The organism is Bradyrhizobium sp. USDA3516 (assembly GCF_057651995.1).
Map to the genome: position 1 here is coordinate 216,653 of NZ_JBYGYN010000012.1, position 16,333 is coordinate 232,985.

Here is a 16,333-nt window from a genome sequence, read left to right on the forward strand (position 1 = left end):
GCCCGAACCGCAGCGAGCGAATCTGTCTTGCACCAAACAACTGCCGGTTGCGCGAGACGCGTTCCGGCAGTTAGGATGTAAGCGAAAGCGACCGGGGGCTGAGTATGTGGCTTAAGTCATTCATCATTGCGTTGTCGTCACAATTGGTCGTTGCGGGCATCGCCGATGCGAAAGGTCCGTTCGGCAGTCTCAAGATCGGTAACTGGATCGGGGGCGCCTTCAGCAATGATGAGACCGGCGCTTTCTCCCATTGCGCCGCCACCTCGCCCTATGCGAACGGCGTCATTCTGGTCGTGAGCCAGAATGCCGCCGGCACCTGGCTGCTGGCCTTTGCAAGTCCCGGCTACAACTTCAACAAGGGAGAGAGCGCCGCCATCGACGTGACCTTCGATGGTCAGGAGCAAGCCAGGCTGTACGCGACGGCATATCAGTCCAACATGCTCACGGCTGTCATGCCGCTCAACGTCGTGCGGACGTTTCAGAAGGCGAGCCTGATGGTGGCGACCGCCGGCCGCACCGTTCTGAACTTCGATCTGGCGTCGACCGGGCCGGTGATCGCGGCATTAGCCAATTGCGTGACGAAGGTGAAAGCCGATGGGCTCGACAAGGCCGGCGACTTCAGCAAAAGTGCAGCGAAGGTCGCAGCCGCAGCGGAGAAACAGGCCTCCCCGCCGGCCAAGTCCGCCAAGTCCAGGAGCGGCACCGGCTTCGTGGTCAGCGCCAACGGGCACATCGTCACGAACCACCATGTGATCGACGGCTGCGGCGACCTCAAAGGCAATCTCACCGGCGAGGCCGCGACGGCGTTGCGCGTCGTCTCCAGCGACGCGAACAACGATCTCGCCCTCCTGCAGGCGCCCTCGACGGCGACGTTCAAGGAATATGCCCGCATCCGCGACCGTTCGATCCGCTCCGGCGATTCCGTCGTCGCGATCGGCTTTCCCTACCGCGGGCTGCTGAGCTCGGACTTCACGGTGACCACCGGCATCGTGAGCTCACTCAGCGGCATGCGCAACGATTCGCGCTTCCTGCAGATCAGCGCGCCGGTGCAGCCCGGCAACAGCGGAGGACCGCTGTTCGACACCGCCGGCCAGGTCGTCGGTGTCGTGACGGGAAAGCTCGACAATCTGCGCATCGCGGTCGCAACGGGCAACATCCCCGAAAACATCAACTTCGCGATCAAGACGGGCGCGCTGCGCGATTTCCTCGACAATTCCGTGGTGCCCTACCAGACCGGGGAGCCCAAGGGCGAGCTGAAGACCACGGACATCGCCGCCAATGCCCGTGCCTATACGATTCTGATCTCGTGTACCGGCGCGGAACAGGCGGACGCGAAGAAGTAGATTCGCTCTCGCTGTACGGTGCGACGGGGCAGCCGCGACTGCGCATTCCGGATCAACGAAACGAAGCGCGCAAGAAGAAGCCCTGCCGAACGGCAGGGCTTCATTTCCTCATCCCGGGATCGCTACTCGACCTTGAGGCCGGCGAAGTCGACGACCTTCCGCCACTTCTCGGTCTCGGCCTTGATCTCCTCGCCGAACGCCTCGGGCGTCTGCACCCGCGGCTCGCCGCCCAGCTCGACCAGGCGCTTGGCCATGTCGGGTTCCTTGATCACCGCGTTGACCTCGGCATTGAGCTTGGCGATGATGTCCTTCGGCGTGTTCTTCGGCGCGCCCATGCCGAACAGCGCGCTCGCCTCATAACCTTTGACGGTCTCCGCGACCGTCTGAACATCCGGCAATTGCGGCGAGCGCTCAGCCGTGGTGACGCCGATCGCGCGCAGGCTGCCGGAGCGGATGTGCTGAATGATCGAGGGCATGTTGTCGAAGATCACCTGCACCTGGCCGGCGAGCATGTCGGTGATCGCGGGCGCGGCGCCGCGATAGGGCACGTGCTGCATCTTGCAGCCGGTCATGGCCATGAACATCTCGCCGGACAGATGCACCGAGGTGCCGTTGCCAGACGAGGCCATGTTCACCTTGCCGGGATTGGCCTTCACGTACTCGATGAACTCGGCGACGTTCTTGGCCGGCACGTCCTTGTTGACGGTCATCACGTTCGGAACGCGCTGGAACGAGGCGACGGGCGCGATATCGTTCACGAAGTTGAACTTGAGATTCTTGTAGAGCGAGGCGTTGATGTAGTTGGCCGGGTTGACCAGCTGCAGCGTGTAGCCGTCGGGCTCGGCATTGATGACCGATTCGGTCGCGATGTTGTTCCCGGCGCCGGGCTTGTTCTCGACCACGAATTGCTGGCCGAGCTTTTCCGACAGCCGCTGGCCGATCAGCCGTGCCAGGATGTCGGTGGCGCCGCCCGGCGGATAGCCCACCACCCATTTCACCGGACGGGCCGGATAATCGGCGGCAAGGGCCTTCGACAGCGGGGTGGCTGCAAGCGGACTGGCGGCGAGCAGGCCCAGCGCGGTACGGCGAGTGATCATCTCAAGGGTTCTCCCAGTGTTGTTCTTGAAGTCGGATGGCTTGAAGGCCGCGTCGCTGCGGTTGTAACAAAGCTTGCCGCGTGCGGAAAGTGCGCGGGGCACTTCACGACGAAAGGATGAGACATGCCGGTCAAGGTTCATGCCCTGGATCATCTCGTGATCAATGTCAGCGACGTCGCGGCAAGTGCTGCGTGGTACGGCAAGATTCTCGGCATGGAAGTCAAGGTGTTCGATCCCGGCGGCGGCAAAGCGCCGCGGACTTTCCTTGAATTCGGTAACCAGAGGATCAACGTCCGACATCGCGATGCCGACAAGGTGGAGTGGTTCACCGCGGACCACCCGACGGCGGGCAGCGAAGACCTTTGCTTTCTCACCTCGGCCACGCCGGAGGAGGTGGTGAGGCATTTGCAGGCACATGGCGTCGCGATCGAGGAAGGCCCGGGCCCGAGGCAAGGCGCCCGCGGCACGCTGCGCTCGGTCTATTGCCGGGATCCCGATGGCAGTTTGATCGAGATCTCGTCGTACGGGGATTGAAGCGCGCTCTCGCTCTTTGCTCCATCGTCATGCCCGGGCTTGTCCCGGGCATCCACGTTCTTCGCGCGGCAAGACGTGGATGGCCGGGTCGAGCCCGGCCATGACGGCGGAGAGAGTGTGTGCACCAAGCACGACACGCCGCGCCCCCTCCCCCCGATTGCGTCCCGCGTCGTCCGATGGCAGGAAGACGCAATAATCAAGAGGCAGCCGCCAGCAGGATGCAGGCTGCACGGGAGGTCGCCATGTCACTTCAACAGACCACAGCCGGAATCGTGGGACCGTTCGACGGGCTCGACGTGCCCTGGCTGCTCAAGCTGCGCGCCGAGATCCGGCGTGATCATCCATTCCTGATCTGGGCGCCGTTCGACGCGCCGGCACGGCGCTGGAGCTACGGCGAATTTCACGAGCGCGTCGGCGCGCTCGCGGCCGGCCTCGCCAGGCGCGGCGTCAAGCCCGGCGAATATGTGCTCATTCATCTCGACAATTGCATCGAGGCGATGCTGGCCTGGTTCGCCTGCGTCGAACTCGGGGCCGTCGCGGTCACCACCAACACGCGCTCGGCACCGGCCGAGATCGCGTATTTCGCCGATCATTGCGGCGCGGTCGCCGCGATCACGCAGCCGGCTTATGCAGAAGCCGTAGCGCAGAATTGCCGCAACATTCGCTGGCTGGCGGTGACCACGCACGATGCGGGCGCGGCGCCTGCCCGGGGCGTCGCGCGCGGCGACAGCTTCGAATCGCTGTTCGCCGACAGTGCCGATCGTCCCCGGCGCGCGACCGATCCGCTGGCGCCATGCAGCGTGCAATACACCTCGGGCACGACGTCGCGGCCGAAGGCGGTGCTGTGGACCCATGCCAACGCGCTGTGGGGTGCCAAGATCAACGCCGCGCATGAGGACCTTCACGCCGGCGACGTGCACCAGGCGTATTTGCCGCTGTTCCACACCAATGCGCTGGCCTATTCCATGCTGGCGACGCTGTGGGTCGGGGCGACTTGCGTGATCCAGCCGCGCTTCTCCGCCAGCCGGTTCTGGGGTGTCGCGCGCGAGCATGGCGCGACCTGGACCTCAACCATCCCGTTCTGCATGAAGGCGCTGCTCGAGCAGGAGGTCCCGAAGGACCACAAGTTCCGCCTGTGGGGCACCGCCATCAACGAGCCGCCGGCCTTCGCGGCCTTCGGCGTCAAGGTGATCGGCTGGTGGGGCATGACCGAGACCATCACCCACGGCATCGTCGGCGAGGTGGATCAGCCCAACATCCCGATGTCGATCGGCCGCGCCGCGCCCGAATATCAGATCCGCATCACCGACGACGACGGACGGCCGACGGAGGTCGGCGACACCGGCAATCTCGCGATCAGGGGCATTCCGGGCCTGTCGCTGTTCGCCGAGTATCTGCACAACGAGACCGCGACGCGCGAGAGCTTTGACCAGCACGGCTTCTTCCTCACCGGCGACCGCGTCGAGCGGCTTCAGAACGGCTTCATCAAGTTCGGCGACCGCGCCAAGGACATGCTGAAGGTCGGCGGCGAGAACGTTGCGGCCTCCGAGATCGAGCAGGTGATCGCGCTCGTGCCGGGCGTGCGCGAGGCCGCGGTGGTGGCGAAGAAGCATCCGATGCTGGACGAGGTGCCGGTGGTCTTCATCATCCCGCAGGGCGGCGTCGCGGGCGCTGCACCCGACCTGCAGGATCGCGTGATGGAAGCCTGCCGCAAGGGCCTCGCCGACTTCAAGCGGCCGCGCGAAATCAGGCTCGTGGACGACATGCCGCGCTCGACGCTGGAGAAGGTGGCGAAGGCGGAGCTGCGGAAGCTGGTGGGGTGATGAAGGTGCCGCCAAACGGAAACTGCCGTAGGGTGGGCAAAGGCGCGTCAGCGCCGTGCCCACGTTCTCGGAAGTGGTGGGCACGCTTCGCTTTGCCCACCCTACGCCATCTGGCCTAGAACGACCCCAGCGCGACCGGGCGGAACGCCTGCAGCAGCTGCTGGTCGAGCTTGCCGCCCATGCCTTCCATCATCGTGAAGGCGCGGGAGTGGGTGAAGGGCATGCGGTAGGCGCGCTTCTCCACCAGCGCGGCGTAGATGTCGACGATCGTCGTCAGGCGCACGATGTCGCTGATCTGGTTCGACGACAGGCCGTTCGGATAGCCGGAGCCGTCGAGGAATTCGTGGTGATGCAGCACCACGTCCAGCATCTCCGGCGGAAAGCCGCCTTGGGCGGCGAGCGCGTCATAGCCGCGGCGCGGATGCAGGCGGACCTCGGCCATCTCCTCGTCGGTGAGCTTGCCGGGCTTGTCGAGCAGCCAGGCCGGAACGAAGGCCTTGCCGACGTCGTGCAGCAGCGCGGCGCGGGTCAGGCGGCGCTGGTCGTCCTCGCGCATGCCGAGATGCTGGGCGAAGGCGACGGCGAAGCCGGTGACGAACAGGCAATGGCGGTAGCTGCCGACATGGTGACAGCCGACCGTGGTGAGCCATTCGCGCAGCGAGGAATGCTTGATCGCCTTCAGGATCTTGCTTTCGGCGGCGATGACGTCGTCGAAGCTCAGGGGCACGCCGAGCGGCAGCTTCTCGAACATCTTGGTCAGCACCGCATGCGCCGCCTCGACGCCGCGGTTGAGCGTCTTGCCGCGATCGGTCGCGTCATAGGCCGCGGTGTCCGGGAAGGCGGCGCGAATGCGCTGCAGGATGGCCTCGGCCTGGAGCGGCCGTGAGATGGTGTCGGTGGCTCCTAGCGCCCAGGCCTGCATGGTGCCGTGATGCAGGGCGTCCGCGAGCACGAACAGCCGCGGCATCGAACGATAGGCATCACCGCGCAGCTTGTTGCGGACCCGCTGCACGCTCTCGGGCGAGCGCAGGTTGATGTCGACCACGAGGCCGGAGAGATCGCGCGCCGGCTGAGCGGGGATCTCGTCCGTCTTCACCGTGGAGACGTCGCCGACCGCCTTCAGAATGCTGGCGAGCTCGCTGCTCCCGTCGCTCCGATCGGAGGCGAGCAGGAGCCGGCGTTTGGCGGCGGATTTGGCTGTGGCGTTCATGGCTTCCCCACAAGGACCGGGAACTCGGGCGTATTGGCCTGTGAGCCTAAGCCGGTTCAGGTTCTCTGGCCCTTAAGAGGCGTGCTCAATGGAGCCTTGGGGAATTGCACGCAATTTTAGGGATTGGGGTTCCGGGGGGAATTTCAAAGCGCGAAAACAACCCCATGCACAGTAGAACGGGCATTGACGGATAAGGGGAATTTTTTCTCCGTCATGGCCGGCCTGTCCCGGCCATCCACGGCCTTGGGCTAGACGTGCGAAGAACGTGGATGCCCGGGACAAGCCCGGGCATGACGACGAAATAAATACGGAGCGCACCCAAAACCAATCCGCCGGAGGTTGCCCTCCGGCGGATCATCGCATTCAGCAATCGCGGCTCGGCTTAGGCCTTCATGCTCGCCTTCACGGCCTCCGCCGTGATCGGGAGGGCCCGGACGCGGGCGCCGGTGGCATTGAAGATGGCGTTGCCGATGGCCGGCGCGACCACGGTGACCGCGGGCTCGCCGACGCCGGTGGCCTTCTCGCCATTGGCGATCACGGCGATCGCCACCTCGGGCGTCTGGCTCATGCGCAAGGGCGTGTAGCCATCGAAATTGGTCTGCTCGATGCCACCGTCCTTCAGCGTCGCCTTCTCGTACATCGCCAGCGACAGGCCCCACAGCGCCGCACCCTCGACCTGGGCGCGGACATTGTCGGGATGCACCTGCGTGCCGACGTCGGTTGCGACCGTGAGCTTCTTCACGGTCACCTCCCCCGACGGCGCGACGGCGACGTGAGCCACGCACGCCGTCCAGCTCGCGGTCGCCCGCTCCTGCGACGAGACGCAGGCGACGCCCATGCCCTCGCCTTTCGGCAATTGCTTGGTGCCGTAGCCGGACAGTCCCATCGCGGCGAGCAGCGTGTTGCGCAAGCGCTGCGCGCCGCCGTCGTTCTTGCCGGCGCCGTCGAGCAGCGAAATGCGGAACTGGGCGGGATCCTTGCCCGTCGCCGCCGCGATCTCGTCGATCATGCTTTCGACCGCCCAGAAGGTCCAGCCCGGTGCCACCGAGCGAAGCTGGCCGGAGGGCGTGGCGTTGTGCGCGAGCTCGTTCTTGATCGCGCGCACATAATGGTTGGGCACGGTGTAGAAAAAGTCCGCCCCGTTCACCGTAAAGGAATCGAGCGGGCCCTTCTTGTCGACCGACGGTGTCAGGAAATCGGGGATTCCCCAGCGCGCGGTCGGCCAGGCCGAGACCACGTCGTGGCTGATCGCAATGAGCTTGCCATCGCCGTCCACGCCGGCCTTGACCTTCTGGTAGGTGAGCGGGCGCGAGAAATCCATCGTCATGTCGTTCTCGCGCGAATAGATCACCTTCACCGGCTTGCCGACCGCCTTGGCCGCCTGCACTGCCGGAATCATCATATCGGCATCGAGACGCCGGCCGAAGCCGCCGCCCAGCCACATCTGGTGCATGACCACGAACTTCGGATCGATCCCGGCAGCTCCCGCCGCGATCGCGCCGGAGCGCGTCGCGAACTGGTTGCCGGAATAGATGTGCAGGATGTCGCCCTTGAACTCCGCAGTGGCGTTCATCGGCTCCAGCGGCGCGTGGATGTTGATGCTGGTGGTGTATTCCGCCTCCACCACCTTGGCCGCCGAACCGAAGGCCGCATTGGGATCGCCTTCCTTGACGAAGAACTGGCCGGAATCGTCCAGCTTCTGCAGCCGCTTGGCCTCGTCGAGCAGCGACTGGCTCGACAGCTTCGCATTCGGACCCGAATCATAGGCGATCTTCAGCGCCTGCGCCGCCTTCTTGGCGTTGGCGTAGGTGCTGGCGACGGCGACGACCCAGCCCGACGTCGTGCCGGTCTTGTCGTCGAGCGTGACCGCCTTGATGAAGCCCGGCACCTTCTTTGCCGCGCTGTCGTCGACCGATTTCACGGCGGCGCCGAAGCGCACCGGCGGCGTGACCAGCGCACCATAGACCATGCCCGGCAGCATCACGTCGATGCCATACTTCGCCGTGCCGTTGGTCTTTGAGGGGATGTCGAGCTGCGGCACCGAGACGCCGATCATGGTGTATTGATCGGGCGTCTTCAACTTGATCGCCTTGAGCTCGTCCGGCGTGAAGGTCTTCGTCGCCTTGCCGCTTTTCACGACATCGGCGAACGACATCTGCTTCTTCGATTTCGGATGCACGATCATGGAATCGCGCACCACGAGCTCCGATGCCGGCACGCCCATGGCGGCGGCGGCAGCTTCGGTCATTGCGATCCGCCCGGCCGCACCGGCCCGGCTCATCGCCTCGAAGTTCATCATGGTCGACCAGCTGCCGCCGGTGATCTGCGCTCCGAGCACGGGATCGTTGAACTTGGGATCGTTGGAGGCGAGCGATACGCGCATGTCGCTCCATTTCGCGCCCAATTCCTCGCAGACGATCTGCGCCAGGGTGGAGGCGATATGCTGGCCCATATCCGCCTTGCCGCAGGTCACGGTCACGAGACCGTCCGGCGAGATCGCGTACCAGACGCTGGGCTCGAAATTGGCCGGCGCGGCGGCGGCCGATTCGATGCCGGGCACGCCGGCATAGCCGAGCACGAGGCCCGTCGCGGCGGTGCCGACGAGGAAGGAGCGGCGGCTGAGACCGGTTGTCTCAGGTGTCACGTTCTTCACATGCTCGTTCATGTGGGCCTCCGCTCGCTCGAGGTGGCCGAGGCGGTGCGCATCTCGGATGCTGCGCGCATGATGGCCTTCTGGATCCGCGAATAGGTCATGCAGCGGCAGAGATTGCCGTCCATATGCGCGACCACTTCCTCCTTGGTCGGGTTGGGATTCTTCGCAAGCAGCGAAGCCGCCTGCATGATCTGGCCGGACTGGCAATAGCCGCATTGCGGCACCTGCTCGGCGATCCAGGCCTTCTGCAAGGGATGATCGCCCTTGGCGGAGAGGCCTTCGATGGTGGTGATCTTCTTGCCGGCGACGTCACCGAGCATGGTCTGGCACGAGCGCACGGCCTCGCCGTTGACGTGCACGGTGCAGGCACCGCACAGCCCGGCACCGCAGCCGAACTTGGTGCCGGTCATCTGCAATTGCTCGCGGATCGCCCAGAGGAGCGGCGTGTCGTTCGCCGCATCCACGGACAGACTCCGCCCGTTGATGGTGAGTGTTGGCATAGGCGTCTTCCCCTGCCGGTGCATGAAGCCGCTTACGGCGGCAACTTGAATGGCGGACGCCCACCGGGCTGGCGTCCGCCTTGCCGGCGAGAATGATCGCGTTGCGGCGCGGAGGCAAATGCAATTTGGAACGAATAGAAAAAGCGATCGCCACACTCGTTCGTTGTGCGCCGCGACAGGGACCGCGACGCAGCGACTTGACACAACAGCGCGTGCATCCGGCATGCGTGCCATCGCATGATGGCAGTTTCTTCGAGGTAACTTGGAGGGTTAAGGTGCGGCCGCGGGCACTCCTTACCCTCCCCTGGAGGGGGAGGGTCGATCGCGCGTAGCGCGAGCGGGGTGGGGTGACGGTCCCTCCGCGATGAACAGTGCCCGAGTGGAGAGATCACCCCACCCCGTCACGCGATCTCGCTTCGCTCGATCACGTGCCGACCCTCCCGCTCCAGGGGAGGGTGAAGCACCAAGCTGGCGGCGAGAAAAAAGAAAGGGCGGGAAGCAATGCCTAAGATCGATCGCGACGGCGTCGCAATATACTACGAGGTTCATGGCGGCGGGCCGCCGCTGCTGCTCACGCACGGCTATTCCTCGACGTCGGCGATGTGGCATGGGCAGATCGATGCGCTGGCTGGGGATCACCAGCTGATCCTGTGGGACATGCGCGGCCACGGGCAGTCCGATTACCCTGACGATCCCAAAGCCTATAGCGAAGACCTCACGGTCGGCGACATGGCGGCCATCCTCGATGCGGTCGGCGCAGAGCGCGCCGTCATCGGCGGGCTTTCGCTCGGCGGCTACATGTCGCTGGCGTTCTATCGCGCACATCCGGAGCGGGCCCGCGCACTGCTGATCATCGACACCGGTCCGGGCTTCAAGAAAGACGACGCACGCGAGGCCTGGAACGCGCGGGCGCTCGCCACCGCCGACCGGCTCGATCGCGAAGGTCTCGACGTCCTGAAATCGGCGACGCGCGAGCGCGCCACCGCGAGCCATCGCAACGCCAGCGGGCTTGCGCTCGCCGCGCGCGGCATGCTGACCCAGCGCGATGCGCGCGTGATGGAGCTGTTACCCGAGATCAGGGTGCCCAGCCTGATCGTGGTCGGCGCCGACGACACCCCGTTCCTCGCCGCCTCCGACTACATGGCAGCAAAGATCCCGGGCGCGCAAAAGGTCGTGATCCCCGCGGCCGGACACGCCGTCAACATCGATCAGCCCGAGGCTTTTGTTGACGCGGTCGTGCCTTTCCTGAAGAACTTGCCGGCATAGGCCGATCGAACGGGGACAGAGGCGATGAAGCTGATGATGCTGGCTGCGGGCACGATGTTGCTGTCGCTCTCCGCGCAGGCCGAGCCGATCGGCGCCGTGCCGCAGCGCCAGCCCTTCGTCACGACCTTGTCGAACAACATTCCGCTCGCCTTCGGCATGGATACTGAGCAGACCGCGCGCGCGCTCGGGCAGAAGCTGCAATATGTGCGGGGACGTCCGGGCCACGAGATCTATCTCGCCTTGCGCAACATCGGCGGCAGCGGCCTGATCCCCTATCGCCACCGCCTGTTCCTGCAATTCCGCCATGGCCGGCTGGCCGGATGGAAGGAGGATTACGGCGAGAACTGGATGTGGCAGTGAGGTGTTGCCATCCGTAACAACCAAGAAGGACGACCCGCGTGGGACAGGACATCAAGCTGACGGCCTCGGACAATTTCCAGCTCGGCGCCTATCGCGCCGATCCCGCCGGCACGCCGAAGGGCGCGGTGGTGGTGATCCAGGAGATCTTCGGGGTCAATCACCACATCCGCTCGGTCTGCGACCGCCTTGCCGGGGAAGGCTATGTCGCGATCGCGCCGTCGATCTTCGACCGCACGGCGCCGAACTTCCAGTCGGGCTATTCGCCCGACGAGATCGCGGAGGCACGCAAGTTCGTGGCCAATCCGGACTGGGCCGCGATGCTGCGCGACACGCAAGCTGCGATCGATGCGGTGAAGAGCGTCGGGCCCGTTGGCATCATCGGCTTCTGCTTAGGGGGCAGCATCGCCTTCGTTGCGGCGACGCGACTGACCGGCCTGACGGCGGCGATCGGCTATTACGGCGGCGCCGTCGTGCGCTTCGCCGACGAGACACCGAAGGTGCCGACCCAGCTGCATTTCGGCGAGAAGGATGCCGGCATTCCGCTCACCGACGTCGAGACCATCAAGTCGAAGCGGCCGGATGTGGAGGTCTTCATCTATCCGGGCGCCCAGCACGGCTTCCATTGCGACGAGCGCGCCAGCTACGACAAGGCCAGCGCCGACATCGCCTGGCCGCGCAGCATGGATTTTTTCGCGAAGCATTTGACGAAGTAGCGCACGAAGCTCTCTCGTCCGTCATTCCGGGATGCGCCGACAGGCGCAGGCCCGGAATCCATACTCCCGGCTCGTGGTTATGGATTCCGGGCTCGCGCTATCGCGCGCCCCGGAATGACAGGGGAGAGAATCGCTAAAACCAGCGCTCGCCGACGAACACGGTGTCGCCGGGCGCGAGCGGCGTGCCGAGCGGCACCACGGCGCGCATGGCGCCGCCGTTCTCGGTGTGCGTGACGGTGACCATGTCGCGCTTGGCGCGCGGCGAGAAGCCGCCGGCGATGGCGACCGCGCTCTCGACCGTCATGTTCGGCACGTAGGGATATTGGCCGGGCGCGAGGACCTCGCCGAGAATGAAGAACGGACGATAGGTCTCGATCTCGACCGCCACCGAAGGCTCGCGGATGTAGCCGTTGCGCAGGCGTGCGGCGATTTCGCCGGCCAGCCCTGCGGTGGTGCGGCCGCGGGCCGGCACCGCGCCGATCAGCGGCATGGTGATGGAGCCGCCGGCGTCGATCGCATAGCTGTTGGTGAGACCTTCCTGGCCGTAGACCACGACGCGAAGCTTGTCGCCGGCGTCGAGATGGTAGGAGGCGCCATTGCGCACCGGCGCCACCATCGGCGCGGCGTAGCCGACCGGCATCGGTGCGGGCGAGGCGGCAAAGGAACTGCTGAGCGCTGCGATGGCGCCACCGCCATTGCCGGCGACCACGACCGGCCGCGGCGCATTATAGGGCTGGCCATAGGCCATGGCATCGAGATCCGGACGAGGCTGCACCATCGCGACGGGAGTTGCGGTCTGCATGCAGCCGCCCAAAGCGAGCGCGGCGGACGCTGCCAAGGACGCCAAGTTCGACCATCGAAACGCGCGTGCAACCGGCACCGGACCCATCCTCGAAACGAGACAGCTCCAGTGATGCACCGGTTATGGTTAATAAAGCGTTGAGTGGAGGCTCCAACCCTCCCCTGGAGGGGGAGGGTCGATCGCGCGCAGCGCGAGCGGGGTGGGGTGATCTCTCCACTCGGGCAGTGTGGACGTGGAGAGACTGTCACCCCACCCCGTCTCACATTTTCGCTGCGCTCAAATGTGAGCCGACCCTCCCCCTCCAGGGGAGGGTAAGAGGCAGCTCGGTTACGCGCTCACGCGAGCTCAATCCCGGGAATAGCCGATCAGCGGTTTCCGCGGGCGGAACAGGATCATCAGGAGGATGCCCAAAATGCCGAGGACGGCGAAGACCGGCTGCTCCAGCACGAGGCGGATCACCGAGGTCCAGAGCCAGGGCGCCTTGGCCTCGACCCAGGTGCGAAAGGCCGATTGGCTGGCCTGATTGATGTCGTTCCAGAACTGGCCGAAGCGGGTGAATTTGAGGGTCTGGTCGGCCACCCAGCGGGCGCCGTCATAGACCATGAAGATGAACCCGCCGGCGAGCAGCAATAGCCCAATCAGTCGAAAAAAGCCGCGGATCATGCCTCACCTACGATGGCCGTCCGAGCGGACGACCTTTTCGGAACGATGCCAGCCAATAGCCGGGCGACGGCAGAAATTCAACCTCTTCAGGGCGTTACGGCACTCATCCAGGCCGCCAAAGACGCGTTTCCGGCGCCCGAAAGCGTTGACGGTGCGAAAGACCCTCTCTATAAGGGCGCCAACTGGCGGTGGGCGCAATCCCGCCGCCGCTGTTCTTTGAACAGTTGCAGGCACCACGGGCTTCAGGACTCATCCGAGCTTGAAGACATCTTGGAGCCTCAGAGACAGCCGCAAGGCGGTCGCTCATGTTCCGGGAACGGCCCAGCAACCGAACACCCTAAATCCGAGCGTCGATTCCGCGGTCAAGCAAGCCGGCGCCACCGACCAAGACGCGACCGGTACCCGCAAAGGACATTGAGACCATGGCCAATACCACTTCCGCCAAGAAAGCGACGCGCAAGATCGCCCGCCGCACCGCCGTCAACAAGTCGCGCCGCACCCAGATGCGTGGCGCCGTGCGCAACGTCGAGGAAGCCATCAAGAGCGGCGATCGCGCCGCTGCCGTGAAGGCGCTCGCCTCGGCCGAGCCCGCCTTGATGCGCGCCGCCCAGCGCAACATCATTCACAAGAACAACGCCAGCCGCAAAGTCTCGCGCCTCACCGCGCAGATCGCCAAGCTCGCGAAGTGATCCTGCCAAGTAATCCTGGCGACATCGTCTGATCGGTCGATCCGGTCAGCGCGTCGAAAAGCCCGGCCATCGCGCCGGGCTTTTTCGTTGGCTGTCATATTTACGCAAGCAGTCGCGCGAGGCTCACGCGTCGCTTGGACGATTTGCATCGTCCGTCAGTCTTCGTTCCGTAATTTTACCTGCTGATGTTCTGCAACAGCGGAAACTTCACTGCGTTGCAAAAAACCCCTGTGAGGCGGGCGCGAATTGAATCGGTGGCGGACGAGAGTTCTGCACACCGTAGATTCACAGGAATGCGTGTGACGATGGAGTTACCCTGTGAAACGAGACTCAAAAAACGATGTCTCGTTAATCACTTATCGACATAGCGACCGCAAGCATTTGGAAAATTCGGCCCGCGCGTCGAACGCGTGACAAATTTGTAAAAAAAATCGGCGGTGGCGGAGAATTGTCACATGAGGTCCGGCATTTTCGATTCTGTGCACGAATCCAAAAACTTGCTCCGAGCCTGTGCACAACCCACGTGCGACGTTAACTGACGTCAAGTTTTTTTGCTGGCTCAAGTGTGAATCAATTCGTTGCGAGTCTTTCCGCTTAGTGTATTCCTTAGGTCGTCAGCGGCGCCCACGATCTTGAGACCAGCGCGGTATCGGAAACGGGGCGAGCGTGCAAATCGGCGGCGATGTGCACGTAGGCGACGCTTCAACAAGTGATTGTCGGACGAACCCACAGCAATGTGGGAAGGGTAGTACTTTGTCTGAATGTCTCCAAGCGGGTTCTTATCCATCCCGTCGCGCCAAGGCGTACAAGAGAGACATCGCGAAGCTATCCCGGCACACAAGGTGGCGAAGTCGAGCGGACGGCTAGTACATTTGGGCAGGCATCCGCGACAGGAGTACGGCGCGGTTGTCTTCAGGACACGCAGGACCTTGTCGTGAGCAATCACGGCAGGACGGGGAGGTATCATGTCTTACGGACTCAACGCGGTATTGCAGCACGTTTCCTTTTCCAACGATGCCGTTTCAGCTCCGTCGGATCTCCAGCCTCCCGCGTGTGACGGAGCGCCGAGTACGCGCTGACCTCGCGACCCCTCCATCTCTGACATTGCTGATCTGACCCGCGGCGTTCGCGCCTAACGGTCGAGCCATGCCCGACGATGGACTCGCTCGAGGTCGCGCCAAGTTCAGGGACCGTGGCAGGAACCCTGCATGGCGCTCACAACGCAACTATATCTCTCAAGAGAAGTTTTCTGACGATGACAATGGAACAGGATCGCTGGTCACGCGTGAAGGGTCGGCTGCGCTCGAGCGTTGGCGAGGACGTCTACACAAGCTGGTTTGCACGCATGGATCTGGAAGGCGTGCAGGACGAGAGCGTGCGGCTCTCGGTGCCGACGCGATTCCTGAAGAGCTGGATCCAGGCCCATTATGCCGAGCGCGTGCTGTCGTGCTGGCAGGCCGAGATGCCGGAAGTGCATCGCATCGACCTCACGGTGCGATCCGCCGTGCGCCCCTCGGCGCAGCCGAAGGAAGCGCCCGCGCCGGTCGAGGCGCGCCGCGCGCCGACGCCGGAATTGCGCTCGACAGCGACCGCACCAGTCTCCGCCAGTCACGATGCGCTCGGCGGCTCGCCGCTCGATCCGCGCCTGACCTTCGCGAGCTTCGTCGTCGGCCGCTCCAACACGCTGGCCCATGCGGCCGCGCGCCAGGTCGCCGAAGGGCGGCGCGGCGACCCCGTGATGTTCAACCCGCTCTACATCCATGCCGGCGTCGGCCTCGGCAAGACGCATCTCTTGCAGGCGGTGACCTGGGCCGGCAATTCCGGCAACGAGCGCAAGGTGCTGTATCTCACGGCCGAAAAATTCATGTACGGCTTCGTCGCTGCGCTGAAGACGCAGACGGCGCTGGCCTTCAAGGAGGCGCTGCGCGGCATCGACGTGCTCGTCATCGACGATCTCCAGTTCCTGCAGGGCAAGTCGACCCAGGCCGAGTTCTGTCACACGCTGAACGCGCTGATCGACGCCGGCCGCCAGGTCGTGATCGCGGCCGACCGTCCGCCGTCGGATCTGGAAAGCCTCGACGATCGCGTGCGCTCGCGGCTCGCCGGCGGGCTCGTGGTCGAGATGGGCTCGCTCGGCGAGGAGCTGCGCCACGGCATCCTGAAGTCGCGCGTCGCGGCGGCCCGCGCCCATCACGCCACGTTCGAGGTCCCCGAGGAGGTGCTGCATTATCTGGCGCGCACCATCACCCATAACGGCCGCGATCTCGAAGGCGCGATCAACCGGCTGCTTGCCCATTCCAAGCTCAACAACCGGCCGGTGACGCTGGAGATGGCCGAGCACGAGGTGCGCGACCTGGTGCGGCCGCAGGAGCCCAAGCGGATCAAGATCGAGGACATCCAGCGCGTGGTGGCGCGGCAGTATAATGTCAGCCGCTCCGACCTCTTGTCCTCGCGCCGCACCGCCAACGTGGTTCGGCCGCGCCAGGTGGCGATGTATCTCGCCAAGACGCTGACGCTGCGCTCGCTGCCCGAGATCGGCCGCCGCTTCGGCGGTCGCGACCACACCACCGTGCTGCACGCGGTGCGCAAGATCGAGGCGCTGGTCTCCAAGGACACCGCGCTGTCGGAGGAAGTGGAGTCGCTGAAGCGCCAGCTTCAGGAATAAAGGCCTATTTCTTCT

Annotated in this window: 14 protein-coding genes; 8 read left to right on the plus strand and 6 right to left on the minus strand. The window is 64.7% G+C overall.

All coding sequences use genetic code 11. From position 1 onward, the window contains the following. The first annotated feature begins 104 nt into the window (after positions 1-104). Entirely contained in the window at positions 105-1,343 is a 1,239-nt protein-coding gene (locus AC24YW_RS31690; RefSeq protein ID WP_487486395.1) for a S1C family serine protease, read from the plus strand. Positions 1,344-1,465: 122 nt separating this feature from the next. Here the strand turns inward: AC24YW_RS31690 and AC24YW_RS31695 are convergent, their stop codons facing one another. Next, positions 1,466-2,440, minus strand: coding sequence for a Bug family tripartite tricarboxylate transporter substrate binding protein (locus AC24YW_RS31695; RefSeq protein ID WP_487486396.1), 975 nt, complete (start codon positions 2,438-2,440; stop codon positions 1,466-1,468). A gap of 123 nt (positions 2,441-2,563) precedes the next feature. Between AC24YW_RS31695 and AC24YW_RS31700 the strand changes: the two genes are divergently transcribed. Both AC24YW_RS31700 and AC24YW_RS31705 read left to right on the plus strand, forming a co-directional pair. Then, positions 2,564-2,974, plus strand: a complete 411-nt coding sequence (locus AC24YW_RS31700) for a VOC family protein (RefSeq protein ID WP_487486397.1) — start codon at positions 2,564-2,566, stop codon at positions 2,972-2,974. A gap of 242 nt (positions 2,975-3,216) precedes the next feature. Then, positions 3,217-4,797, plus strand: coding sequence for an AMP-binding protein (locus AC24YW_RS31705; protein ID WP_487486398.1), 1,581 nt, complete (start codon positions 3,217-3,219; stop codon positions 4,795-4,797). Positions 4,798-4,912: 115 nt separating this feature from the next. On the opposite strand, the gene AC24YW_RS31710 is transcribed toward AC24YW_RS31705, so the two are convergent. The 3 genes from AC24YW_RS31710 to AC24YW_RS31720 all read right to left on the minus strand — a co-directional run bounded on the left by AC24YW_RS31710 (position 4,913) and on the right by AC24YW_RS31720 (position 9,160). Next, positions 4,913-6,007 carry an HD-GYP domain-containing protein gene (locus AC24YW_RS31710; protein WP_487486399.1) on the minus strand — a complete coding sequence of 365 codons (1,095 nt, stop codon included), beginning with the start codon at positions 6,005-6,007 and terminating at the stop codon, positions 4,913-4,915. Positions 6,008-6,389: 382 nt separating this feature from the next. Next, positions 6,390-8,672 (minus strand): xanthine dehydrogenase family protein molybdopterin-binding subunit, encoded by a 2,283-nt coding sequence (locus AC24YW_RS31715; protein WP_487486400.1) that lies wholly within the window; start codon positions 8,670-8,672, stop codon positions 6,390-6,392. Further along, positions 8,669-9,160 (minus strand): (2Fe-2S)-binding protein, encoded by a 492-nt coding sequence (locus AC24YW_RS31720; RefSeq protein ID WP_109142048.1) that lies wholly within the window; start codon positions 9,158-9,160, stop codon positions 8,669-8,671. Before AC24YW_RS31720 ends, AC24YW_RS31715 begins: the two co-directional genes overlap by 4 nt. A gap of 501 nt (positions 9,161-9,661) precedes the next feature. Here AC24YW_RS31720 and AC24YW_RS31725 point away from each other — a divergent pair. Genes AC24YW_RS31725 through AC24YW_RS31735 form a run of 3 tightly spaced genes read left to right on the plus strand, consistent with a single transcriptional unit; the run spans position 9,662 to position 11,499 of the window. Beyond that, entirely contained in the window at positions 9,662-10,426 is a 765-nt protein-coding gene (locus tag AC24YW_RS31725) for an alpha/beta fold hydrolase (RefSeq protein ID WP_487486401.1), read from the plus strand. 24 nt (positions 10,427-10,450) lie between these two features. After that, a complete protein-coding gene (locus tag AC24YW_RS31730; protein WP_487486402.1) occupies positions 10,451-10,786 on the plus strand; it encodes a hypothetical protein in 336 nt (111 codons plus the stop codon). 38 nt (positions 10,787-10,824) lie between these two features. Beyond that, a complete protein-coding gene (locus tag AC24YW_RS31735; protein ID WP_487486403.1) occupies positions 10,825-11,499 on the plus strand; it encodes a dienelactone hydrolase family protein in 675 nt (224 codons plus the stop codon). Positions 11,500-11,632: 133 nt separating this feature from the next. Here AC24YW_RS31735 and AC24YW_RS31740 read toward each other — a convergent pair whose 3' ends face one another. After that, on the minus strand, positions 11,633-12,379 hold the full coding sequence (locus AC24YW_RS31740; RefSeq protein WP_487486404.1) for a polysaccharide biosynthesis/export family protein: 747 nt from the start codon (positions 12,377-12,379) through the stop codon (positions 11,633-11,635). Between the two features lie 267 nt (positions 12,380-12,646). Further along, positions 12,647-12,964 (minus strand): hypothetical protein, encoded by a 318-nt coding sequence (locus AC24YW_RS31745; protein WP_025033220.1) that lies wholly within the window; start codon positions 12,962-12,964, stop codon positions 12,647-12,649. A gap of 422 nt (positions 12,965-13,386) precedes the next feature. Between AC24YW_RS31745 and rpsT the strand changes: the two genes are divergently transcribed. Together rpsT and dnaA are read left to right on the plus strand one after the other, a co-directional pair. Next, on the plus strand, positions 13,387-13,653 hold the full coding sequence (gene rpsT / locus AC24YW_RS31750) for a 30S ribosomal protein S20 (protein ID WP_487486405.1): 267 nt from the start codon (positions 13,387-13,389) through the stop codon (positions 13,651-13,653). A 1,255-nt stretch (positions 13,654-14,908) separates the two neighbouring features. After that, positions 14,909-16,318, plus strand: a complete 1,410-nt coding sequence (dnaA, locus tag AC24YW_RS31755; RefSeq protein ID WP_197951872.1) for a chromosomal replication initiator protein DnaA — start codon at positions 14,909-14,911, stop codon at positions 16,316-16,318. The last annotated feature ends 15 nt before the right edge of the window (positions 16,319-16,333 follow it).